The organism is Thiosulfativibrio zosterae (genome assembly GCF_011398155.1).
In the GTDB taxonomy this organism is placed as follows: Bacteria; Pseudomonadota; Gammaproteobacteria; order Thiomicrospirales; family Thiomicrospiraceae; genus Thiosulfativibrio; species Thiosulfativibrio zosterae.
Window position 1 is genome coordinate 352329 of record NZ_AP021888.1, and the last position, 22482, is coordinate 374810.

The 22482-nt window shown below is 45.2% G+C and carries 21 protein-coding genes; 12 read left to right on the forward strand and 9 right to left on the reverse strand.

The window, feature by feature from the left end; genetic code table 11:
• Window positions 1-231 precede the first annotated feature (231 nt).
• Complete coding sequence (coaD, locus tag THMIRH_RS01360) at window positions 232-717, forward strand: pantetheine-phosphate adenylyltransferase (protein WP_173290020.1); 486 nt, start codon at window positions 232-234, stop codon at window positions 715-717.
• A gap of 20 nt (window positions 718-737) precedes the next feature.
• On the opposite strand, the gene THMIRH_RS01365 is transcribed toward coaD, so the two are convergent.
• Together THMIRH_RS01365 and THMIRH_RS01370 are read right to left on the reverse strand one after the other, a co-directional pair.
• Window positions 738-1184 (reverse strand): hypothetical protein, encoded by a 447-nt coding sequence (locus THMIRH_RS01365; RefSeq protein WP_173290022.1) that lies wholly within the window; start codon window positions 1182-1184, stop codon window positions 738-740.
• A gap of 49 nt (window positions 1185-1233) precedes the next feature.
• A complete protein-coding gene (locus THMIRH_RS01370) occupies window positions 1234-2193 on the reverse strand; it encodes an HPP family protein (protein WP_173290024.1) in 960 nt (319 codons plus the stop codon).
• 112 nt (window positions 2194-2305) lie between these two features.
• Between THMIRH_RS01370 and THMIRH_RS01375 the strand changes: the two genes are divergently transcribed.
• The 4 genes from THMIRH_RS01375 to modC all read left to right on the forward strand — a co-directional run bounded on the left by THMIRH_RS01375 (window position 2306) and on the right by modC (window position 5803).
• A complete protein-coding gene (locus tag THMIRH_RS01375; RefSeq protein WP_173290026.1) occupies window positions 2306-3118 on the forward strand; it encodes a TOBE domain-containing protein in 813 nt (270 codons plus the stop codon).
• 129 nt (window positions 3119-3247) lie between these two features.
• Window positions 3248-4024 carry a molybdate ABC transporter substrate-binding protein gene (gene modA / locus THMIRH_RS01380; RefSeq protein WP_173290028.1) on the forward strand — a complete coding sequence of 259 codons (777 nt, stop codon included), beginning with the start codon at window positions 3248-3250 and terminating at the stop codon, window positions 4022-4024.
• 28 nt (window positions 4025-4052) lie between these two features.
• Window positions 4053-4733, forward strand: coding sequence for a molybdate ABC transporter permease subunit (modB, locus tag THMIRH_RS01385; RefSeq protein ID WP_173290030.1), 681 nt, complete (start codon window positions 4053-4055; stop codon window positions 4731-4733).
• Window positions 4730-5803 (forward strand): molybdenum ABC transporter ATP-binding protein, encoded by a 1074-nt coding sequence (gene modC, locus THMIRH_RS01390; protein WP_173290032.1) that lies wholly within the window; start codon window positions 4730-4732, stop codon window positions 5801-5803. Before modB ends, modC begins: the two co-directional genes overlap by 4 nt.
• Window positions 5804-5891: 88 nt before the next feature.
• On the opposite strand, the gene THMIRH_RS01395 is transcribed toward modC, so the two are convergent.
• On the reverse strand, window positions 5892-6425 hold the full coding sequence (locus THMIRH_RS01395) for a hypothetical protein (protein WP_173290034.1): 534 nt from the start codon (window positions 6423-6425) through the stop codon (window positions 5892-5894).
• 133 nt (window positions 6426-6558) lie between these two features.
• Between THMIRH_RS01395 and THMIRH_RS01400 the strand changes: the two genes are divergently transcribed.
• Window positions 6559-7299 (forward strand): carbonic anhydrase, encoded by a 741-nt coding sequence (locus tag THMIRH_RS01400; RefSeq protein ID WP_173290036.1) that lies wholly within the window; start codon window positions 6559-6561, stop codon window positions 7297-7299.
• Window positions 7300-7364: 65 nt separating this feature from the next.
• Here the strand turns inward: THMIRH_RS01400 and THMIRH_RS01405 are convergent, their stop codons facing one another.
• Both THMIRH_RS01405 and mutM read right to left on the reverse strand, forming a co-directional pair.
• On the reverse strand, window positions 7365-10067 hold the full coding sequence (locus THMIRH_RS01405) for a cation-translocating P-type ATPase (RefSeq protein ID WP_173290038.1): 2703 nt from the start codon (window positions 10065-10067) through the stop codon (window positions 7365-7367).
• A gap of 67 nt (window positions 10068-10134) precedes the next feature.
• Window positions 10135-10986 (reverse strand): bifunctional DNA-formamidopyrimidine glycosylase/DNA-(apurinic or apyrimidinic site) lyase, encoded by an 852-nt coding sequence (gene mutM, locus THMIRH_RS01410; RefSeq protein WP_173290040.1) that lies wholly within the window; start codon window positions 10984-10986, stop codon window positions 10135-10137.
• Between the two features lie 208 nt (window positions 10987-11194).
• On the opposite strand from mutM, the gene THMIRH_RS01415 reads away from it, so the two are divergent.
• Entirely contained in the window at window positions 11195-11401 is a 207-nt protein-coding gene (locus THMIRH_RS01415; protein WP_173290041.1) for a hypothetical protein, read from the forward strand.
• Between the two features lie 152 nt (window positions 11402-11553).
• On the forward strand, window positions 11554-14286 hold the full coding sequence (locus THMIRH_RS01420; protein WP_243831465.1) for a diguanylate cyclase: 2733 nt from the start codon (window positions 11554-11556) through the stop codon (window positions 14284-14286).
• Window positions 14287-14454: 168 nt separating this feature from the next.
• On the opposite strand, the gene rpmG is transcribed toward THMIRH_RS01420, so the two are convergent.
• The 4 genes from rpmG to radC all read right to left on the reverse strand — a co-directional run bounded on the left by rpmG (window position 14455) and on the right by radC (window position 16415).
• Window positions 14455-14610 (reverse strand): 50S ribosomal protein L33, encoded by a 156-nt coding sequence (gene rpmG / locus THMIRH_RS01425; RefSeq protein WP_173290043.1) that lies wholly within the window; start codon window positions 14608-14610, stop codon window positions 14455-14457.
• Window positions 14611-14620: 10 nt separating this feature from the next.
• On the reverse strand, window positions 14621-14857 hold the full coding sequence (rpmB, locus tag THMIRH_RS01430; protein WP_173290045.1) for a 50S ribosomal protein L28: 237 nt from the start codon (window positions 14855-14857) through the stop codon (window positions 14621-14623).
• 158 nt (window positions 14858-15015) lie between these two features.
• A complete protein-coding gene (locus tag THMIRH_RS01435; RefSeq protein ID WP_173290047.1) occupies window positions 15016-15738 on the reverse strand; it encodes a lipoprotein intramolecular transacylase Lit in 723 nt (240 codons plus the stop codon).
• Window positions 15735-16415, reverse strand: a complete 681-nt coding sequence (gene radC / locus THMIRH_RS01440) for a RadC family protein (protein ID WP_173290049.1) — start codon at window positions 16413-16415, stop codon at window positions 15735-15737. The genes THMIRH_RS01435 and radC overlap by 4 nt, the downstream gene beginning before the upstream one ends.
• Window positions 16416-16547: 132 nt before the next feature.
• On the opposite strand from radC, the gene THMIRH_RS01445 reads away from it, so the two are divergent.
• The 4 genes from THMIRH_RS01445 to THMIRH_RS01460 all read left to right on the forward strand — a co-directional run bounded on the left by THMIRH_RS01445 (window position 16548) and on the right by THMIRH_RS01460 (window position 22475).
• On the forward strand, window positions 16548-19379 hold the full coding sequence (locus THMIRH_RS01445) for a hypothetical protein (protein WP_173290051.1): 2832 nt from the start codon (window positions 16548-16550) through the stop codon (window positions 19377-19379).
• A gap of 67 nt (window positions 19380-19446) precedes the next feature.
• Window positions 19447-19848 (forward strand): acyl-CoA thioesterase, encoded by a 402-nt coding sequence (locus THMIRH_RS01450; RefSeq protein WP_173290053.1) that lies wholly within the window; start codon window positions 19447-19449, stop codon window positions 19846-19848.
• Window positions 19845-21086 carry a bifunctional phosphopantothenoylcysteine decarboxylase/phosphopantothenate--cysteine ligase CoaBC gene (coaBC, locus tag THMIRH_RS01455; protein ID WP_173290055.1) on the forward strand — a complete coding sequence of 414 codons (1242 nt, stop codon included), beginning with the start codon at window positions 19845-19847 and terminating at the stop codon, window positions 21084-21086. Before THMIRH_RS01450 ends, coaBC begins: the two co-directional genes overlap by 4 nt.
• Before the next feature lie 177 nt (window positions 21087-21263).
• Window positions 21264-22475 carry an EAL and HDOD domain-containing protein gene (locus tag THMIRH_RS01460; protein ID WP_173290057.1) on the forward strand — a complete coding sequence of 404 codons (1212 nt, stop codon included), beginning with the start codon at window positions 21264-21266 and terminating at the stop codon, window positions 22473-22475.
• Window positions 22476-22482: the final 7 nt, after the last annotated feature.

A 22482-nucleotide genomic window follows, 5' to 3' on the forward strand; every position in this document is an offset into this window, starting at 1 on the left:
GTCAAACATAAATCAAGGCGAATCTGCCAATAATGCGATTAATTGGTCAGCAGGTTCTTTTATGTTTAAGGCGTTTCAACACCTTTAAAATGGCTTTTTCTTGCCGAAATTTAACCAGGCCTGGTTATTTTTGGTAAGCTTCTGTTTGATTTAGGCGAGGCGATTCAAAGCGGAATTTGCTGCGCTTAAACGGTGCTTTTTATGACGACCCTAATTTGAGGTTTTACACGGATGTCTATTACGGCTGTTTATCCTGGGACTTTTGATCCGATTACCGCAGGTCATTTTGATTTGATTGAGCGCGCGGCGCGTTTTTATGACCGTTTGGTGATAGCTGTGGCGCAAAATCGTAACAAACATTCTTTGTTTAGTTTGCAAGAGCGTATAGCGTTGGCTCAGGTGGTCACCGCAGGCTTGCCCAATGTTGAAGTGGTGGGTTTTGAAGGCTTGTTAGTCGACTTTGTACACGACATCGGTGGACATGTTTTATTGCGCGGCTTACGAGCGGTGTCGGATTTTGAATATGAGTTTCAGTTGGCGTCGATGAACCGCAAACTCGCCCCCGAAATCGAAACCATGTTTATGACACCCGCCGAGCAATACAGTTATATCTCATCGAGTTTGGTGCGCGAAATTTCGGTCTTGGGCGGCAATGTCACCGAGTTTGTGCATCCGGTGGTGGCAGATGCGTTGAAAGCCAAATACGCAAAACCATAGTGATGGCTCTAGTGATGGATCTAGTTATTTTGCGTTTCTAACAAAAAGGGCACTTGCACCTGTTCACCATTGGGCTGTTGAATCATCACGGTTACCTGCCATTCCATTTTGTCGGTGGTGCAAAACGCCAGCATAGAAGTGCCCACAAAACGCCCCGGTTTTGTTGAAGTCAAGGGAATACGGTTGTAACCCATATACATATTTACCCCAGAAATATCCAACTCTACCTGTTGTGCCGCCAAACCATCAATCATGACCGTAATGCCCAAAGGTCGGGCGATGGGAATGGGTTGTGGGTTAATGGTTAAGGAAACCTTGGCATCTTTAACTTCGGCTAAACAGGTGTTATGGTGCAGGTCGCAGGTTTTTTGCAGGGGCCATTGTGTCACCTTCTCTGGCGTTTTTTCTTGGCAGCCACTCAATGCCAGTAAACAACCGAGCAGTCCGAGTTTAATCAAATGGTTCATAATTTAAAAATACCCTGTATTTAGGTTGAGTGAATGAGTTTATTGTCGCTTATTTTGAGTCGGCAGTTTTGCGAACCCAGTGGTTATTTTCAAAAGCCACTTCAAATTTGGCCCAGTGTGCAAAGGCTTGGCGGCTTAGGTGTTGGCTTTGGGTTTGGCGTTTTCCGGCAACCTGTTTAAAAATAACCTGATCTTTTTCAGGCAAAGCATTGGGCGATTCATCAATGATTTGTCGAACTTCCCAGTCGTCATTAATCGCCCCATTGCTGTAACAACGCCCCAATTGAATGTCTTCGGCACTGAGCTGGGATTGCTGTGCGCTCTGGCTGGCCAGTTCAAACAGTTTCTTTAAATCGTGCTCATTCACATCAATAAAAGAATCCATTTGCTTTAGGGCATCTAAAAAATCCCCGTGGGTTAAAGAGGTTTGCTGGGTTGGCAAACTGGGTTTTGCCGCACCTTCAACTTGGCGTTGAAAATACGCAGGATAACGCCGCCAATTAAAGAGACTGTTAAACGCCATGGCAACCGTTAATAAAATTAACAAATCAAGCAACACTGGGGTGAGCAAATAACTATAACCGAGTTGCTGAATTTGCTCACCGCCCAACACGGCGGTTAAGCCCGTTGCCCCTCCAGGAGGATGAATACAGCGAAAATACTGCATACCGGCTATGCTTAGGCCAATGGTTAAGGCGCCTGCCACAAAGGGTTCGCTAATCCATTGCGCACAGGTTACGCCAATGGCCGCCGCCAATAGGTGTCCGCCAAACAAAGACCAGGGTTGTGAAATTTGACCATGCGGATTGGCAAACAGCAATATCGACGAAGCGCCCATCGACACCACCAAAGCCAAGCTGGCGGGAAAACCCAATAAACTTTCGGTGACCCACAAAATACCCAAAATCGCCACAAAGCCACCCAGTGCGGAAACGGTTTTTTCCGTGTGACTGTAAGAAATATCACTATAGCCAACAAATTGTTTTAGATGATGCCAAAACCGCTGCATGGTTTTCCTGGTGAAATCGTAAAACCCTATTTTATAGACATTTTGCGAGTTAAGTCTTGCAAAAACATTTCATTTGAAATTATAATTTGAAACATTATGTACTCAGGGTAATATGGCGTTGAATTCACATCCAGAACAACTTGTGCAATCTTTTTTAATGGGTAGTCAGCAAACCCGCTCTGGGCAACGTCGTTTATTGCTGTTGAGCAAAATCGGCAGTCTGGGCAGTTTGTCGGCAGCCGCTAAGGCTTGTGGCTTAAGTTATAAAGGCGCTTGGCAAGCCATAGAGGCGATGAATCAAGCCGCTGGGCAAGATTTGGTGATTGCTCAAAAGGGCGGCGCTGGCGGCGGCGGCATGGTGTTGACGCCTGCGGGTGATGCTTTGGTGAATGCCTATGTGTTGTTTAATGAGCAAATGCAACATTGGATGCGAGAGTTAGAATCCTTGTCGCCTGGCGTATTGAGTCAGTTAGAAATTATGAGGAAAGTGTCGATGAAAACCAGTGCTAGAAACCTATTTCACGGCTCGGTCACCGATATCAAACAAGGGCCAGTGAACTGCGAAGTGATTTTGGCGGTCGGCCACGATACCCAAGTGGTGGCGCAAATCACCCCCGAAAGTTTAGAGCGCTTGGGTTTAGAAGTGGGTTCGGATGCTTACGCACTGATTAAAGCCAGCTGGGTGTTATTGACCGAAGATTTAAACGGCGCACTTAAAACCAGTGCGCGTAACCAGTTTTGTGGCGAAATCATTGCCATCGAAGCGGGGGCGGTCAATAGCGACATCACTTTGCAAATGGGCAGCGGCCAAAAAATTTCGGCGATTATCACCAATCAAAGTGTCGAGAATTTAGAGTTGTTTGTTGGTGGGCGTTGTTGTGCATTGGTAAAAGCCAGTCATGTCTTGTTGGCGGTGTCAGACTAACCGCAGGTCGATGAATTAATTGAAAGTGAGGCAACTCACTTTTTTTAGGTGGTTCGTTATGTACTTAGCGTTACATAGCGTTTGACCAAACAATAGCTTTAAGCGTTATCAAGTAAAATTGGAGTCAGTATGAGATTAAAAAAATGGGTTTTGGGGTGTGCTGCCGTGGGTGTCATGGCCATGAGTTCGGTGAGCAGTGCTCAAGAATCGGTGCGCATTGCGGTGGCGTCTAACTTTTTGGCCACTTTAAAGTCTTTGTCGCAAGACTTTACCGCGCAAAGCGGTATTAAGGTTGAGATTTCAAATGGCGCATCAGGTATGTTGTATGCTCAAATTAAAAAGGGTGCGCCTTATGATTTGTTTTTCTCGGCGGATGCCAAACGCCCAACCTTGTTAGAACAAGAAGGCTTTGCCGAACCACAATCGCGCTTTACCTATGTGACGGGCAAGTTGGTGGCTTGGTCACCCAATGCGGATAAGGTGAACCCCGATTTAAAACAACTCAAAGCCAGCAATCCTAATTTACATTTTGTGGCGATTGCCAATCCCAAAACCGCGCCTTATGGCGAAGCGGCGGTTAAAGTGTTGCAACATTATGGGTTATATGACGAATTAAGCGCAGCAGGCAAAATTTCGCTGGGCGAAAACATTGGAAAAACCTATCATTATGTGGTGTCTGGCAATGCGCAGTTAGGGTTGGTGGCCAAGTCTTATGTGTCGAACCCCGACAAACCCGTGGGCGGACAATTTTTTGAAGTACCAGCCAATTTATACGATCCGCTGGTACAACAAGCCATCGTTGTTAAGGGTAAAGATACCCCAGCGGTGCAGGCCTTTTTAAAATACTTTAAATCCGCCAAAGCACGTGAGCGCATTGAAGCTTTTGGCTATGGTTTAGGCGATTGAATTTAAAGTTGATAAGCGGGAGTTTGGCATGTTAGATGGCGTGAGCTTACAGCCTTTATGGGTCACCTTGCAGGTGGCTTTTTACACCACAGTGTTGCTGATTATTTTGGGTACGCCTTTGGCCTTGTGGTTGGCGCGTATTCAAGGCATGAAAAAAGCGGTGTTCGAAGCCATAGTTGCTTTGCCCTTGGTGTTGCCACCGACCGTGTTAGGCTTTTATTTATTGGTCACCCTTGGCCCCGGCGGGCCGATTGGTGAAATTTGGGCATCGTTTGGCTTTGCGCCCTTAACCTTTTCAATGACCGGTTTGGTGATCGGCTCGTTTTTATATTCCTTGCCCTTTGCCATTCAGCCCTTGATGCATGGTTTTGAACAGTTGGGGCGTCGTCCGTCAGAGGTGGCCGCCACCTTAGGTGCTGGCCCGATTGACCGCTTTTTCTCGGTCACCTTACCGCTCACGCGCCGCCATTATTTGGTGGGCGCAACCTTGGCGTTTGCCCATACCGTGGGTGAATTTGGGGTGGTGCTGATGATTGGTGGCAATATTCCCGGGGTCACACAAGTGGCGTCCATTGCCATTTATGACCATGTGGATGCCTTGGAGTACACGGAAGCCCATGTGTTATCGGCGATTATGTTGGTGATGAGTTTGGCGGTATTGACCGTGGTTTATGGGTTGAATCGTCGTATGGAGGTCAAAGTCGGATGAGTTTACGCGGACAAGTCAGCCTAAAACTGGGCGAGTTTCAATTAGAAACCGGCGAATTTCAATTGCCCGATACTGGGTTAACCGCAGTGTTTGGACATTCTGGTAGCGGCAAAACCACATTTTTAAGATGTTTGGCGGGTTTTGAACCCAATGCTAAAGGTGAAGTGTATTTTTTTGACCAGGCCTGGTTAAAATTAGGTCAGTTTTTGCCGATTCACAAGCGCCAATTAGGTTATGTTTTTCAAGAAGCCAGTTTGTTTGCGCATCTCACGGTGGAAGGCAATTTGCGCTATGGCTTAAAGCGCGCCAAAGGGCCACGCAGCATTGAGTTTAATCAAGTGGTCGATTGGCTGGGGTTAAGCGCCTTGTTGAGTCGTGATGTCTTGAGTTTATCGGGCGGCGAAAAACAACGCGTTGCCATAGGGCGCACGCTTTTATCGCAACCCAAAGTATTGATGATGGACGAACCCATGGCATCTTTGGATGTGTTTTCTAAGCGTGCCATCATGCCTTATATTGAGCGCTTGCGTGATGAGTTAGAAATTCCCATTGTCTATATCACCCATTCCCCTGAAGAAGTAGAACGCTTAGCTGATACGGTGGTGTTTATGTCCAAAGGGCGCATTACCCAAATTGAACCGATTGCCCAAGCGTTAAATCGCGCCGGCACGCCACTCTATCAAAATGCCGAGCCACGCTCGGTGATTGCCGCTGAAGTGGTGGAGCAGGTATTGGAAGATGGTTTAACCCGTTTGTCAGCAGATGGCGCAGAATTATTTGTGCCCGCCTTAGATGAACCTTTGGGGGCGAAAGTGCGGGTGGTGATTGCTGCCAATCAAGTCAGTTTGATGGCCAGTCAGCCAGACATGACCTCAGTGCTGAATCATCTGCCAGTGACCATTGAAAGTATTGAGCCGGTTAATGAATACAGTTTGTTATTAAGACTGCGCTCATGGGATGCACCTTGGCCGTTATTGGCTCAGGTCACCAAACGCTCGGCGCGCCGCTTGGATTTGCAAGTGGGGCAACATTGGGTGGCAGCGATTAAATCGGCCTCTATTCTGAATTAGTTTGTTGTGCTTTTGTGGGGCGCAGCCTTTAGCCTGCTGAGATAGGCGAGGGTTGTAATAAGGCTAAAGCCTTCGCCCCAATGATCATTTATTTGGGTAGTTTGATTTCTATTTCCACGCCTTCCAGTTCTACTTGTTTGGCGGCTTGGTCGGTTTTAAGCTTGGTCTGCAAAGATACGCCGCCGTCAGTCACGCCTAAATTCAATTTATATTTATCCTGTTCTTTGCCTTCATAGCCATAGTTAAGTTGTTGGGTTTCTTCGGAAGGCGAATTGGGCAAGTGCAGCAGTTTCTTTTCAATGGGTCGCGGATTCGGTGTTGAGCCAGGCATGGTGGGCCCAAGTTCCTTTTGCGCATCTGGCGATTTAAGCGTGAAGGTTTGGGGGATGATCAAAGGCGGTTCTTCTGGTGTGGTCTTTTCTAATTTAGGCACTGCAAGCGGTGCTTTTTCTGGAACGGGTAAAGGTTTGATTGGGGTTGGACTGGCTTGGTGAGGCTTGGCAAGGGTTTCTGGTGTTTGAGATGGCAGAGATTGATCAGCACTTTCCAGCAGCCAATAACCGAGGGTTATTAGTACAAGTACTGAGAAAAATAGTGCAATTTTTAGCAAGTGCAGATTCACGGTGTTATCCAAACGTTTGAGGGTTTAAGGCTTGTAGAGATGTTTATATCGGTATTAATAAAATTGAGTGTTATCTTCAAATCTTATTCGTAAACTATGCAGGCATTTTCGCACATTAAAGAGGTTAGAAAAAATGAAATTAAAGTCTATTGCGTTGGTATTGGGACTAACGGCATCGGCCAGCGTTTTTGCCAGCGGGCATGGCGCGCATTGGGGTTATAGCGGACACGAAGGTCCAGAGCATTGGGGTGACTTAAGCCATGAGTACGCGACTTGTAAAACTGGCCATACGCAGTCTCCGATAGACATCAAGCCTTCTGCGGATGTGGATTTAGAAGCCATTGCTTTTGATTATAAAGTTTCGCCGATGAGCATTTTAAATAATGGTCACACGGTACAGGTGAATTTTGCCAAGGGTTCAACCATGAAAGTGGAAGGCAAAACCTATAATCTATTACAAGTGCATTTTCACACACCCAGCGAAAACCATTTGATGGGCAAAAGCTCGCCGATGGAAGCCCATTTTGTGCACAGCACCGATGATGGTCAGTTGGCTGTTGTAGCGGTATTGATTGAAGAGGGCAAAACGGATTCTTTCATTGAAAAGATTGTGAAAGCCATGCCCAAAACCCCTATGCCAGCCGCCACTGTCGAAGGCGTGAGTTTGAGCGCGATGGATTATTTACCTGCGGATAAAAGTTACTATCGTTTTGCGGGTTCTTTAACCACGCCACCTTGTTCTGAGGGGGTTTCTTGGTTCATGATGAAAAACCCAGCGCACGCTTCTAAAGCGCAAATTGCGGCCATTCACGCGATTATTGGCAATAACAATCGCCCAGTGATGGAAGTTAACGGTCGCGAAATTAAAGAATAATTCTCTTTAACCGCCATCGTTAAAAGCCGCTGCGTTTTATAAGCCAGCGGCTTTTTTTGCTTAAATTACAACCAGTCCATTTTGAGAAAGTCATTTAACGCCGAAACTAATAATACGGGCAAAGCGCCCACCATCAAAGCCAGTCCTAAATGTTCCAACGCCAGTGGCGTTGTGCTTAAAAACAGATTGCCAAAGGGCAAATACACCATCAATAACGACAAAATAGCAGAGCTGCCAACGGCGAGTAATAGTGCTTTGTTGCCAAACGGATTGCGGCGATAAATATTGGTGAGGGTGCGGCTATCGAACACCTGCACCAGCTGTCCGAAAATTAAGGTCATAAAGGCAAGGGTTTGCGCGTAGCTGACATTTTGGGTGAGGTGTAAACCATATTCAAACATACCATAGGTGACCGCACCCATAATAAGACCACGGATTAAAATGGTGTAGCCGAGTTTGTTGGCAAAAAAGCTTTCGTCTTTGGGACGAGGGCGGCGCGCCATTACATTGGATTCTGCACCATCCACGCCCAACGCCAAAGATGGCAAACCGTCGCTGACCAAATTGACCCACAAAATCATTAAAGGCGCGAGGGTTAATAAAGGTTCGCCGCTGACCATAAATATAAAGGCAAATAATAAAGCCGACACTTCGCCGACATTGGTGGTGAGGTCTTGGCGAATGAATTTGCGAATATTGTCGTAAATGCGCCGCCCTTCTTTAACCGCTTGCACGATGGACGCAAAGTTATCATCCAACAAAATCAAATCAGCCGACTCTTTAGACACGCCAGTGCCAGTAATGCCCATTGCCACACCAATATCGGCTTTGCGCAAAGCGGGTGCATCATTCACGCCATCGCCGGTCATGGCGACCACCCAACGATGCGCTTGCAAGGCTTGCACAATGCGCAATTTGTGTTCGGGGGTGACACGTGCATAAACTGAGACTTTGCTGACCTGTTTAAACAAGTCTTCGTCAGACAGTTGGCTCAATTGACTGCCTTCTAAGAGTGGTGCTTGTGGGTTTTGGATAATGCCCATACTGTGGGCAATGGCGCGCGCCGTGCTGGCATGGTCGCCAGTAATCATCACCACACGAATACCCGCAGAATGACAGTCTTGAATGGCTTGCACCGCTTCTGGACGAGGCGGGTCGATAATGCCATAAATGCCGCTTAAAATGAGATTGTCTTCGAGTTGTTCAATCGGCAGTTCCAACTCTTGTTTTGAGAGTTTGCGATAGCCCACCGCCAAGGTGCGCAAGGCTTGATTGGCAAAATGTTCAATCACACTGTTGATATTGGCCTGTTCTGTGAGGCGGTCGCCCAAAGTGTTTTGCAGCTGCACCGCTTCACAGTGTTGTACAAAAATATCGGGCGCGCCCTTGGCAAATAGCCAGTATTGGCCATCTTTGTCTTGGGCAATAACGCTCATCATTTTACGCTTGGCATCAAAGGCGAACATTTGAATCAGCTCAAACTGCTCGTTCACGGCTTTGCGAGTGACACCGGCTTTGGCAGCGGCCACCAAAATAGCCCCTTCGGTGGGCGAACCTAAAATATGATGGGTTTTGTGTTCTGGGTGACATTTCAGTTCGGCATCGCTACACACCACGGAAATTTTGGCGAGGTGTTGCAGATGTTCGATGTCTTGATAAGCAATCGGTGCTTTTTGGTGGTCAAAAAAATCCCCCTCGGGTTCGTAGCCATGACCTGTGACATGATAAAAATGCCCGCCTGTCCAAAATTGCGTGACCTGCATTTTGTTTTGAGTGAGGGTGCCCGTTTTATCGGAGCAAATCACCGAGGTAGACCCTAAGGTTTCAACCGATGCCAGTTGGCGCACTAACGCATGGTTTTGCATCATACGGCTGGCCCCTAAAGTCAGCACGATCGTGAGTAGGGTAATTAACCCTTCAGGCGTGGCGGCAACGGTGAGCGAAATACCGGTGGTCATGAGGGTTTGCCAGTCCATGCCATGAAATAAACCCACGCTCATCACCATCAAGACCAACAGTACAGCGGCAATAATGAGCACTTTTGAGAGCTTGTGAATGCGTTGTTGCAAGGGCGTCAGTTGGGTTTCGGCACTTTGCAGCAGTCCTGCAATTTTGCCGACTTCGGTTTGCATGCCAATATTAACCACTAGGGCGCTACCTTGGCCTTCGGTCACTAGGCTGCTCATAAAGGCCATATTGTGTTGATCGGCAATCGGCAGTTCGTGGTCATCAATTGGGGTTTCGGCATCTTTGAGTACCGGTTCGGATTCGCCGGTTAAAGCCGCCTCGTCAATGCGCAACGCTTGGCTATGAAACAATCGGCAATCGGCAGGTACTATGCTGCCGGCATCGAGCTTAATAATGTCGCCAACCACCAGTTGTTTGGCAGGGATCATTTGCCATTCGCCCTCTCTAAGCACCTTGGCTTGCGGGGCGGCCATTTGTTTGAGCGCATCCATGGACTTTTGCGCTTTGTATTCTTGGGTAAAGCTGATTAGGGCGTTTAACGCCACAATCACGCTGATGGCAATGGCATCCGTGGTGTGTTGGGTGACGAAGGACAGCAAAGCGCCAAAAATGAGGATGATGAGCAGTGGGTTTTTAAACTGGTAAAGCAGCATCCAAATCCACGGAGTTTGCGCCACGCTGGCGAGCTCATTGAGCCCTTGCGCTTGGCGATCCGTTACTTGTTGACGATTTAGGCCTGTTTGAGTGTCGGTTTGTAAAGCGCTGGCTATTTTGGAAATTGAGTCTTGAAACCAAGTCATGTTTGAATCCTTGCATACACCCCTTAAATTTCTATTCTAAAGACTTATAAGTTTGGCAAGTGTTTATTTAGGCTGACACTTTTGGCTGGCAGCTGGGGCAGTAAAAGCTGGCGCGTTGATTAATGATGACTTTTTCAATGGCCGTGCCACAAGCCGTGCAAGGCTCACCGGTTTTTCCATACACATGCAGTTGCTGCACGAAGTAGCCGGGCGTGCCATCGGGCGATAAAAAATCACGCAGTGTGGTGCCGCCTTGTTCAATCGATCTGGCCAAGACGAACTTAATATTGTCCACCAAGCGTTCGGCTTGTTTTAAGGTGAGTTGGCTGGCCAACATTTGCGGATGAATGCAGCTTAAAAATAGCGATTCGTTGGCGTAAATATTACCGCATCCCACCACGGTTTGACTGGTCATAATGAAGTTTTTAATTGCCACTTGGCGTTTGCGAGATTTGGCGAACAAATAGGGCGCATTAAAATCCTCCGCTAAAGGTTCAGGGCCTAAGTGTTTGAGTAAAGGGTGTTCGTTCAAGGCGCCTTCCCACCAAAGCCATGCGCCAAAGCGCCGTGGGTCGTGATATCGCAGGCACAGCCCATTGCCCATGACCAAATCAATATGGTCGTGTTTTTTAACGGGGCTCTGCGGTGGTACCACGCGCAAGCTGCCCGACATGCCCAAATGAATCAATAAATGACCCATCGCGGTTCCTTTTTCCGCTCTTTTAGCCATGTGTAAAATCAGGTATTTTCCGCGTCTTTGAATGTCAAAAATAACCAGGCCTGGTAGTTTTTGCGGCAAATTGTCGTCCACAGGCCAGCGCAAACTGGCGTTGCGAATCACCATGTGAGTGATGGTTTGGTGTTGGGTTTGTGGCGTAATGCCGCGGCGGGTGGTTTCGACTTCGGGTAACTCTGGCATGGTTATTTCTTGTGTTATCTGAAAGAGCTCTATTGTAAGCAAAAATTGTCATCAAAGGGTCATTGACTCTTACAAAATTAAGCCTATGATAGCCGCTCCCAAATTCAAATGAACACTACAGTTTTTCGACAATGGCCGTTAACTAGAGTGAAAGAACCAAGTTCTTAAACCTAACAAACAAAAGACTCTCTCTAAGGAGGGCATAAAAATGAAAACACAAGAATATTACGTAGAATGTGATGAAATTGGCTACTGTGTAGTCGGTTCCAAAGGCACAGTCGCCACTTTTGAAATGATTGATGATGCTTACAATGCCATGCGAGAATTTCAAACCAAAAGCTTTCCTGAAAATTGGCAAAAAGTGCCACCAGCCATTCGCCACGCCAAACAACAATATTACGGCTCTGCCGCTTAATGCCTTAACAAGTTCAGCCTTGTTCATCTGTTAGGATGAGTTGCTCACACGAGTCGCTCAACCTAACGGGCTGGGATAAACTCCTTGCCTTTTGAGTAAAAATCCCCATAATGCTTAAGTATTAAAATCTATTTAATTCTTAAGACGGTGTCATGAATCTATTCTTAAAGCGATTCCATAACCTTCAACTGTTTCAACGGTTCGCCAGACGCTTTGTTTGGATGATGGGCCTGTTATTTATTTCCAGCTTTGCTTACGCCGACCAAATGCTCGTACCTGAGTCATCTTCGTCTGCTGAACCCCAGGAATTACAAAAAATAACTTTGCAAATTAACTGGAATCATCAATTCCAGTTTGCGGGCTTTTACGCCGCCATTAAACAGGGTTATTACAAGGAACTCGGTTTAGATTTAAGCGTGCGGGCTTGGCAACCCGGTATGGTCGTTACCGATGAAGTGGTTTCTGGTAGGGCCGATTTTGGGGTGGGTTATTCCACTCAGGTTGCAGATTATATTAAGGGTAAATCCTTAAAGTTAATCATGTCGTCTTTTCAGTATTCTCCTATGATTCTCTTATCGCACGAGCCAGTGACTGACCTGGGTCAGTTGGGTGGTAAGCGCGTCATGCACTCTGATAATTTACAAATTTTAGGGGTGCTCAATAAAGCACGCTCTTTGGCGACTGAGCCTATTGTGAGTGTGAGCCCTAGCGCAAATCTTCAAGATTTTGTCACTCACAAGGTGGATTTTTACGCTGCCTATTCAACCAATGAACCTTTTCGACTCAAACAAATGGGCGTTACCTTTTATACAGTTGACCCGAAAATGTATGGTATTCAAAGTTATGCAGACTTAGTGGTTACCTCTGAAAAGCTAGCCCAGTTGCAACCTGCGATGGTGCAAAAGTTTCGACAAGCCAGTATCAAAGGTTGGTCTTATGCACTGGGTCATAAAGAAGAGATGGTGGACTACATCATCGCCAACTATCCGGTTGTAAAAACTCGGGATGCCTTGTTGTTTGAAGCGCAACAAACTGAAAGATTTGTAAAAACTGGCGCAACCCCAATTGGCAATGTTGAGATTGCAAAGTTACTGGCAACGGCATCAGAGGCTTATGAAGTTGGCATGATTTCGCGCAGTGAATTGCTGTCGTTTAAGCCTGAGAATTTTATTTTTAACGACTCAAATTATCTGTTTACCCCAGAAGAACTGAATTATCTAAAAGACAATCCGGTTATTAGAGTGGGTAGTGATCCTGATTGGGAGCCGTTTGAGTTTGTGAATGACCAACAGCAACCTTCAGGCGTGTCGGTGGAATACTTTAAATTGTTTGAAAAACAACTGGGCGTTAAATTTGAGTTTAACACCACCAAAACTTGGTCTGAAGTGGTTGAAGGTGCTAAAAAAGGCGAGTATGACATTTACAGTTGTGCCGTTGCGACCCCAGAACGCAAAAAATACATGAACTTTACCGCGCCTTATTTGTCTTTTCCGATGGTGTTAATAGGGGGAGCGAATGCGCCCTATATTGAAGACTATAGCCATTTGAATGGACAGGTAGTTTCGGTTGTTAAAGGTTATTGGTCGCATGAATTTTTAACTAAGTATTTCCCTGATATTAAGTTGTTGCTGGTAAACAATGTTCAGGAAGGCTTAGAGGCGGTTGTGCAAGGCAAAGCGTTTGTTTACTCGGGTAATTTGGGCGTGGTGAATTACAGCATTCAACGCCATGGTCTAAGTGGGTTACATGTGGTGGGGCAGGCCTCTGATCGATTTGAGTTGGCGATAGGTGTGCAGGCAAATAATCCTGTTTTACTGAGCATTATGCAAAAAGTGTTGGCCAATGTGACTCAAGAAGACCGTCAGAAAATTTTTGACAAATGGTTTCATCTTGAACTGGTGCAGCGGTTAGATACTGCACAGATTTATAAAATTATATTTGTGGTCGGTTTGGTGGTGTTGTTGATGTTGGTTTGGGGTTTGTTTTTCCGCTACCAGAAAAACAAAAAACAGGACTATATCAACCAGATTCATGAGTTGACCTATGCCTCGCTGATTGAGGTTGAGAAATTCCATACTGTTTGGGCCAGCCAGGCTTATCAAGCTTTGACAGGTTATTCTATGGATGAATTGCTGCAAACCAATTACTTTACGATGGCTGACAAGGAAATGACGGAATCTCAAAAGCATGCCATTGCCCGCCAAGTGTTGGGTGGCAATGCTTGGACGGGTGAAGTGGTTGGTTTGAAAAAAAATGGTGAAAGCTATTCTGTTGAACTCACTTTGACGCCACAGAAAAACATTTGGGGCAAGGTGACTCAGGTATGGGCAACCCGTGTGGACATCACCGATAAAAAACGCATAGAACAGCTTGCCATCTTAGATGATTTGACAGGGACTTATAATCGCCGTTATTTTAATGAAAAGATTGTTGAAGAAGTCAATCGCAGCAAGCGCGACCAAAAAACCCTTGCAGTGGCCATGTTTGACATAGACCATTTTAAAATGATTAACGATCATTACGGACACCAAAGAGGCGATGAAGTCTTGAAGGCGGTGTCTGATGTGATTAAAGAATCATTCCACCGTTCTAATGAGTTTTGCTTCCGTATGGGGGGCGAAGAGTTTTTAGTGCTGAGCTCTTTTAAAACCGAAGTCGAATTTATGGATTATTTGATTCAACTAAAAAATAAAGTGGAATCGTTAAAAATTGAAAACCCTCTAGCTCGCGAGCCTTATCTCACGATTTCAGTGGGCGCAGGATTTTGGACGACTGAAGAAATTCCTTTCCCTGACCAAATTTATCATTCGGTGGATGCCGCCTTGTATGAGGCCAAAGCCAATGGCCGAAATCAAGTGGTCATGACGGCTTTAAAAAGCGAGTAATCCAGTCTAACTGACCTTAGCTTTACCTTTTGTCGCTTAAGGGCTGAGTGTGCTGACTGGAAAGTTCTCATCCTAAGTGACCGATTCAAAGGCACTGATTTAATAAACATTGGGCATAAAAAAACCCAGCCTTTTGGGCTGGGTCTAATCAATCAGTTTGGGTAAAACTTATTTGATTTTTGCTTCTTTGAAAATCACGTGCTTACGAACCACTGGATCGTATTTTTTGATTTCAAACTTGCCAGGCATGTTTTTCTTATTTTTATCCGTAGTATAAAAATAACCTGTGCCAGCTGAAGATAGTAATTTAATCTTATCGCGCATGGTTGTCTCCTTAGACCTTCTCACCGCGTGCACGCATTTCTGCTAGCACTGACTCAATACCATTCTTATCAACAATACGCATAGCTGCAGCAGTTAAGCGTAGTTTTACAAAACGGCTTTCGTTTTCAACCCAGAAACGGTGTGTTTGTAGGTTTGGTAAAAAACGACGACGAGTTTTTCTTTGTGAGTGGGAAACATTGTTACCGACTGCAGGACCTTTTCCTGTAACTTGGCAAACTCTTGACATTTCTGATTCCTCTCAATCCTGGTTGGGTTCTCCCGAACGCAACCCCATTTAAAAAATATTCGAATATTTCTTTCTTAATTGCCATTTTTGTAAAAGGCAGAAAATAAGAAGCGGAATTATCCACAATTTACCCGCCGATTGCAAATTTTTTCTCAGAGTTATTCAAACTTTGTTGGCTTTACTGCTTGAAAAACTTGAATAATCGCCATGAATAGCGCAATATTCAGGCCTAACAGACTGGCGCCAATATAGGCAAATAAGTGGGGTGCTTTCATCATGGTGCTCATTAAAGAGTCTTCGTAATAAAAAAACCACTGATGTCCAGCGGGGAAAATCCAAATATGCAGTTGATAAAAAACGCGCTCCGCTCCAAAGCTGATAAGGGTTAAAGTTAAGGCAAAAACCAACCCAAAAATAACCAGGCCTGCTTGTTTTTGGGAAGGAAAATGGGCGTTTTTGGCCATTAACCCCACACTTAAGCTGATCCAAAGAATTAAACCGCCCCAGCCTAAGGTGTTCAAAAAACTCACCAAGTTAGCGACATCTTGCAAATGCACTATTTCAGGTTGGCGTAACAGGGGAATTTTGCCTGTGTCATTTTCATAAGCAAGTTGATTAAGACCTTGCCCTTGGTTTTGAATGGCATTGACGATGCCGGCAAATAATTGCAAACGCACCTCGTCACTGGTTTGCGCAAAGTCTGGGCGATATTTATTTAACGGGGCGTAATGTTCAATATTCTGTTGAATGCCGCCCGCTTGATACCAAAGCGCATAACCAAAATTAACCTGTGCCAAAACTTGCCAGCTTAGCCATAGGGCAACCCACAAACTTAAAATAATCCAAAGCCCGGTTTGTAGTTTGATAAAGGTGTTTTTCAAGGCATTTTTCCTAATTGTGCCAGAGATGCCCAGCGTCCAAAGTCACCCAAAATCATGTGGTCTAAACAACGAATATCCACTAGGCTTAAGGCTTGGCTAAGTTGATGGGTCAAGTCAATGTCTGCTTGGCTGGGCTTGGGATCGCCCGATGGATGATTGTGTGCCAAAATGACAGCGGCGGCATGATGGTCAAGCGCCGTTTTAATGACTTCACGCGGATGAACGCTGGCTTGGTTTAGGGTGCCCTCAAATAACACTTTAAAGGCGATGAGGTGATGTTGCTGGTCCAGCAATAAAATGCCAAAGCGTTCGCGTTGTTGATGACCCAGTTCCGACTCTAAAAATCGTGCCACCACTTCTGGGGAATTAAACGCATCGCCTTTTTGCAATCCCGACTCAAAATGACGCCGCGACATTTCTAATACGGCTTTAAGCTGCACAAATTTGGCAGGCCCTAGCCCATTAGCTTCGCAAAACTCCGCTTGATTGGCATTCAGTAGGGCGTGCAAACTGCCAAAATGATTTAATAAATCCTGCGCCAAATCTACCGCACTTTTGCCTTTAACACCCACACGCAAAAAAATCGCCAATAACTCAGCATCTGACAAGCTACGCTCCCCAAACTTCAAAAGCTTCTCACGAGGACGATCATTTTCATGCCAGTCGGTAATGGCCATTCGCTTTTATCCTTATAAAACTCAGCAAATCATGAGTATAAATCAACTAAACGCAAATTAATGAAAATAAATGTTGAAAATCTATAGGATGTAAATAGACTTATTCGAACTTAAACCTATTTGGAAGTTTCCATGCAATTGCCTTTTTCAAAACTCGCTTTAACCTTAGCGGTGACCACCAGCTTAACTTTAGCTGCTTGCAGTGGGGGTGGCGGTTCTGCTGATCCCACTTCGTCAATTTTGAATGGTTATCTTGTCGATTCTGGAATAGAGGGTGTCAATTATGCCTGTGGAAATTTGACCGGTGTGACAGATGTTGAGGGTAAATTTGAGTTTGATTCAACCGAATGCTCTCAAGTTGAATTTAGTATAGGTGGCATTTATTTGGGTGCACGGGGGATAACGAGTCTTGCGCCTGAACAGCGTCTTTATATTCATGATTTATTAGGTGTGTCTTTAGAGCAAAGTTCTTCTGATGACCGAGTAGTCGCTTTGTTGCGCTTAATTCAGACCTTAGATGAGGATGGTGATGCCTCAAATGGTATTGTTATCAGTCAAACCACTTTAGATGCTTTAAGCGGGGTTGATTTGAATCTTAGCCAAACCCTTACGGAAACAGAATTAACAACAGTTGCTCAAGTGGTTGATAAACCGCTCGTTACAGAGGCGACTGCTATAGCTCATTATGAAGAAACCTTACGGACTGACTTAGGTTCTGCAATTTACACGATTGATACAGTCGCACCCATTGCCCCTAAAATTGATAGCGAAATTTATGCAAATGGAGATTTTAAGGTCGTTGAGGTTGTCGGAGAAGTGGGCGCGACCGTTTTATTGAATGGTCAAAGTACCGGCGTCATGATAGGGGATGATAGAGTTGCGGAAATTAGACTCGATGCGGCCGCTGAAAATCAAGCTGTTGATTATGAGGTCAGTCTGCAAGACAGTTTAGGACAAATCAGTGAGCCTGTTCAAGTAGCTGTTATAAAAGATACGGTTGCCCCATCGGCACTTGTATTTGTAAATACGCCGCCGTCCATTATAAATACTGCCAGTCAGATCATTACGGTTCAAGGTGAGCCAGGCGTGAACTTGTTAAATGGTAATGAGGTTTTGGGTATTGTACCCAGCTCTGGAATACTCAGTATTGCATTAAACTTAACTGGAGAGGATGGGCTTAAACAATTCTCTTTAAGCTTGCAAGACTTGGCCGGAAATTCAAGCTCGGTGACACAGCTTTCTATAGCACTTGATACGGTTGCACCTAATCAAGCTCAAATTGAGATATTAACAGGATTGGTTAACGGTAAGTTACCTCTTAATGTGATAGGTGAGCCGGGAAGTCAAGTATGGGTTAATGGATCGCTCGTTGGCACGGTGTCTTCATCTGGCCAGTTGTCTTTGGGTTTAGAGAACCCACGGCAGTCTTACTTTGAAACGTTTGAAGTTTTGTTAAAAGATGCAGCAGGTAACGCCAGTATAGCCAGCGTTTTTACGACTACTTTCCAGCGTGCACAATTAAACAGTCAATATACCTACTACATGCCGCAAAATGTTCAGCAAATTTTAAGTCCTCAGGCATACACCGATACAATTCTTCTTCAAACAGGACCCGCTGCAACACCTAGTTTGATTACAGGTGCTTTTTTACAGGTTGATATGTCAGGGGTTTCAGATGCCAAAGCTTTTGTGCGTAGTTTCGCAGAAAGTTTGCGACAAATATCTGGCGTAACAAGTTTACACAACTTAACTTGGCGCCCAACGATAACGACAGCAGATAATCGTTTAGAAGCCCTTTATGCCATCAGTACCAGTGATTTACAAACTTCAACGAGTTTAGCGTATGCCGTTATTGATCAATTTAAAACGACTCAAGGGGCGCTCACTTCAATCTCGCCATCAAGCCTGAGTACAACGGATTTTTATTTGCGACTGTCTGCGGTTAAGTCAACCAATGGTGACGATTTTTTAAATTGGGCCGTCATTCCTCAAAGCGCTTATGTTGTAAATCAAACTTTGGTTGAAAACTCAGTATCGATTCAAAATTTGGCTTTGAATAGCACTTCCTTGTCAGAGGGGTCGCAAACTCTAAATGTGTCATCAGCCATGACGAGTAATCAGGCTGACTTCGTATTTGTGATTGACGATTCCGGCAGTACTTCACCTTATCAGGAAGCTCTAGCTTCTGCTGTCAGTGTGGTAACAAACCGTCTTCAACAAGCAGATATTACTTTTAGTGCAGCAGTTCTGACGACATCTACCCAGGTAGAGGATAGCCAGTGTGCGACAACAACAGCAGTTGATGCAAACAGAGTCGTTTGTAGCCAGGGTATTCTTGACAATATCAGCAGCTTGCAGCAGCAACTGTTGGTCGGAAATGATGGTTTTGGCATAGAAACGGGTATTTTCAATGCCGAATACGCCCTTAAGTCTATAGCTTTGGGTGATGCAGTGGATGGTGTCTTAACGCTAAAGGGAATGCCAAAAAGTGCTGAAACACCGCTTTCAATTGTTATTTTAAGTGATGAATCAAGTCAGTATTCATATCGTGCAAACCAGGCATTTAATCCGGTACAAAATTTGTTTGTATCACGCGGTTACAAGGTTTTCTCTATTGTTCAGCCGACTGATTTAAATCGTTTAAGTGATCCTAATGGACAATATGATGATCTGGCTTTTGCAACGGGCGGTTTGACTGCCGATGTGAATCAAACTCAAGATTATAAAGTGATGATGAGTGATTTTAGCCATACGCTGATAGCCCGTTTTGGAGTTGCCTTGCCACAGCAAAACATATTGGCTTCAACACTTCGGGTTCAGTTGAATGGTGTTAATGTGCCAAGTCAAGTGGTTGATGGCATAAATGGTTGGCAATACTTTCCTGATACACAGCGATTAGTATTGTCAGGAGAATATGTCCCTAACATAGGTGATGATTTGAAGGTTATCTATTCTCATCAATAAACCCAATTAACTGTTGTAAAATAAACAGCCTCGCTCTGCGGGGCTTTTTTATCGCTAAGGAAAAATGATGTATAGATTGGATATGCGGGTGCGGGATTATGAGTGTGACTTGCAGGGTGTGGTGAATAACTCGGTTTATCAGAATTATTTGGAGCACGCGCGCCATGAGTTTTTGTTAGAAAATCAGGTTGATTTTGCCGGCCTGGCGGCTCAGGGAATTGATTTAATGGTGGCGCGGGTTGAGGTGGATTACAAGTCTTCTTTGCGTCCGCATGATGATTTTTATGTGACAGTGGCGGTTGAGGCCGAAGGTCGTGTTAAGGCTATTTTTGTACAACACATTTATAAATCTGATGGCACTTTGGTGGTGTCGGCGCGTACTACGGGTGTAACCGTTAAAGCCGGTAGACCCGTTAAAATGGTGAGCGAGTTGACGCGTTTAATGGCCAAAACGGAAGGGCTGGCATGAAAATTTTATTGGCGGTCACCGGCGGCATTGCGGCTTATAAAAGCTTGGAGTTGACTCGCCTGTTTATTAAAGGCGGCCATGAGGTTCAAGTGGTGATGACAGCCGGGGCGAAGGAATTTATTCAGCCGCTGTCTTTTCAGGCGTTGTCTGGCAAGCCGGTGCGCGACAGTTTGTTTGACCAAAACCAAGAAGCGGGCATGGGTCATATTGAATTAGCGCGCTGGCCAGATATGATTGTCATTGCACCCTGTTCTGCAGAAACCCTTGCCAAGTTGCGCATGGGGCGCGCTGATGATTTATTGACCACCTTGGTGTTGGCCACCGATAAACCTATTTTGTTAGCCCCCGCTATGAATCGATTGATGTGGTCGAATGCGGCGACGCAAGAGAATGTGGCGGTTTTAACGCAACGCGGGTTTGAGGTTTTAGCGCCGGCCTCAGGCGAGCAAGCCTGTGGCGAGGTGGGCGAAGGCAGAATGCCAGAGCCGCAAGACATCTTTCATAAAACCCTAGAAAACCTCGAAAAACACGCTAAAAACAACCAGGCCTGGTTAAATTTAGCCGCTTTTTGGGCTGGAAAATCGATATTAATCACCGCTGGCCCAACCTTTGAAGCGATTGATCCAGTGCGTTTTATTGGCAATCGTAGTTCTGGCAAAATGGGCTTTGCCATTGCGCAGGTTGCGGCCGAGTTGGGGGCAAAAGTGACTTTAATTGCCGGCCCTGTGCATTTGCCCACACCAAAATCGGTAATGCGATTAGATGTGGAGTCGGCCGAGCAAATGTTCAATGCCGTGCAGGCGCATTATCAAAAACAAGATGTTTTTATTTCGGCTGCCGCGGTTGCGGATTTTAGAGTGGCGTTACCTGTCCAACAAAAACTTAAAAAGCAGCCTGACTCAGACAGCATGACATTGGAGCTGGTGAAAAACCCAGACATTGTGGCTTGGGTAGCCTCGCAAGAGAACAAGCCTTTTGTGGTAGGGTTTGCGGCAGAAACTCAAAATGTACTGGCGTATGCGCAGGATAAGTTGGTGCGCAAAAATTTGGATATGATTTGTGCCAATAAGGTGGGGCAAGCTGATAATGGCCAATTATTGGGTTTTAATCAGGACTCTAATGCTCTAACTTTGATCACCAAAGACCGCCATTTGGCTTTGCCAGAATCGGCTAAGTCTTTGCAAGCCTTAGCATTATTGGAGTTTTTATCTGAGCAGTTGTCGTTTGAGAGTGTTTAGAAATTTTTTATGTAGCTATAAGAATAAAGATAAGCACTAAAGCGTAAAAAGCTTGCGGCTGAAGGGGTCATTCTATAATATAAATCAGGCACTCCAATTTTTCAGTTCATGCGTTAAGCCTCTTTAGCTTCATCATCCAGAGCATGCTGTTTGAATTGCAGGCGATGAGGCTTGATCATGACAAACACTGCTGATGAAAACATTTTTATTGGGCGCCAGCCCATTTTTTTAGCCAATCGGGAATTGTTTGGCTATGAGCTGTTGTTTCGAAATGGCTTTACCCCCAATGCGGCAGTTCCCATGGCCTCTGGCAGTGAAGCAACGGCAACCGTTATCAATAACGCCATGATGCACTTTGGTTTAGAGAATATTGTTGGGGATGGCAAAGCCTTTATCAATTTCCCTGAGTCTTTTTTCACCGATCAAATCACCCCTTGTTTCAGCCCCAAAAATACCATTATTGAAGTTTTAGAAGATGTTTCGCCAACCGAAACGGTCATCACGGCACTCAAAGCCTTAAAGCAACAAGGCTATACGATTGCGTTAGATGATTTTGTATTCCGCAAAAAACTGATTCCGTTTATTCAATTGGCAGACATCATTAAGTTTGATGTGCAGTATGTCAAAATTGAAAATATTGCCGAATTGTTTCGTCGGGTTAAAAAGGTTTCTGAATTTAAAATTGTCGCGGAAAGGGTTGAAACCACAGAAATGTTTGATGCCTGTCGGGATGCCGGAGCAGATTATTTTCAGGGTTATTTTTTTGCCAAGCCCGAGGTCATTCAAGGCACAAAGATGAGTGTTGGTCGCCAAAACTTGATGTTATTGCTGCAAAAAATAACCGATGACGCTATGCACCTTGAAGACTTAGAAAGAATTGTCGAGCGCGATATTGGTTTGGTTCACAAGATTATGAAACTGGCGGAACAGTATCGAAATCGCGATATGCCGATGTTTGAAACCCTTAAAGAAGTCATGATGCTGTTTGGCTTAAAGCGCGTGCAATCTTGGGCAACGCTTTTGTCCATGTCGGCGGTGGATGATGTCATGCCGGAAGTGTTTGGCATTGCGCGAGTTCGAGCCATTTTTATGCGTTCGGTGGCCGAAAAAATGGGCCTTAAACAAGTCGATAGTTTTTACTTAACGGGATTGTTTTCGGTGTTAGATGTGGTGTTGAAAAAAACTTTGCAGGACGCAATCACAGACTTGCCGGTGAATGATTTAATCAAAAACGCCCTCCTTAAAGGGGAGGGCGAGCAGGGTCAACTCTTAAAGCTGGCACAAACATTTGAAGGTAATGCAAAATCCAGCGCTGCACAACAGACGCAATATGCTGGTTTATATTTGGCGGCAGTTGAAGAATCTAATCAAATGGCGCGTGTTTTGTAGTTAACGA

Bases quoted from the DNA above. Each gene is read 5' to 3' on its own strand.
- THMIRH_RS01445 (WP_173290051.1), top strand. From the start codon at position 16,548: ATGCAATTGCCTTTTTCAAAACTCGCTTTAACCTTAGCGGTGACCACC.
- coaBC (WP_173290055.1), top strand. From the start codon at position 19,845: ATGAAAATTTTATTGGCGGTCACCGGCGGCATTGCGGCTTATAAAAGC.
- THMIRH_RS01400 (WP_173290036.1), top strand. From the start codon at position 6,559: ATGAAATTAAAGTCTATTGCGTTGGTATTGGGACTAACGGCATCGGCC.
- mutM (WP_173290040.1), bottom strand. From the start codon at position 10,986: ATGCCAGAGTTACCCGAAGTCGAAACCACCCGCCGCGGCATTACGCCA.
- THMIRH_RS01365 (WP_173290022.1), bottom strand. From the start codon at position 1,184: ATGAACCATTTGATTAAACTCGGACTGCTCGGTTGTTTACTGGCATTG.
- rpmB (WP_173290045.1), bottom strand. From the start codon at position 14,857: ATGTCAAGAGTTTGCCAAGTTACAGGAAAAGGTCCTGCAGTCGGTAAC.
- THMIRH_RS01450 (WP_173290053.1), top strand. From the start codon at position 19,447: ATGTATAGATTGGATATGCGGGTGCGGGATTATGAGTGTGACTTGCAG.
- THMIRH_RS01460 (WP_173290057.1), top strand. From the start codon at position 21,264: ATGACAAACACTGCTGATGAAAACATTTTTATTGGGCGCCAGCCCATT.
- modC (WP_173290032.1), top strand. From the start codon at position 4,730: ATGAGTTTACGCGGACAAGTCAGCCTAAAACTGGGCGAGTTTCAATTA.
- radC (WP_173290049.1), bottom strand. From the start codon at position 16,415: ATGGCCATTACCGACTGGCATGAAAATGATCGTCCTCGTGAGAAGCTT.
- coaD (WP_173290020.1), top strand. From the start codon at position 232: ATGTCTATTACGGCTGTTTATCCTGGGACTTTTGATCCGATTACCGCA.
- THMIRH_RS01420 (WP_243831465.1), top strand. From the start codon at position 11,554: ATGAATCTATTCTTAAAGCGATTCCATAACCTTCAACTGTTTCAACGG.
- modA (WP_173290028.1), top strand. From the start codon at position 3,248: ATGAGATTAAAAAAATGGGTTTTGGGGTGTGCTGCCGTGGGTGTCATG.
- modB (WP_173290030.1), top strand. From the start codon at position 4,053: ATGTTAGATGGCGTGAGCTTACAGCCTTTATGGGTCACCTTGCAGGTG.
- rpmG (WP_173290043.1), bottom strand. From the start codon at position 14,610: ATGCGCGATAAGATTAAATTACTATCTTCAGCTGGCACAGGTTATTTT.
- THMIRH_RS01415 (WP_173290041.1), top strand. From the start codon at position 11,195: ATGAAAACACAAGAATATTACGTAGAATGTGATGAAATTGGCTACTGT.
- THMIRH_RS01375 (WP_173290026.1), top strand. From the start codon at position 2,306: ATGGCGTTGAATTCACATCCAGAACAACTTGTGCAATCTTTTTTAATG.
- THMIRH_RS01405 (WP_173290038.1), bottom strand. From the start codon at position 10,067: ATGACTTGGTTTCAAGACTCAATTTCCAAAATAGCCAGCGCTTTACAA.
- THMIRH_RS01370 (WP_173290024.1), bottom strand. From the start codon at position 2,193: ATGCAGCGGTTTTGGCATCATCTAAAACAATTTGTTGGCTATAGTGAT.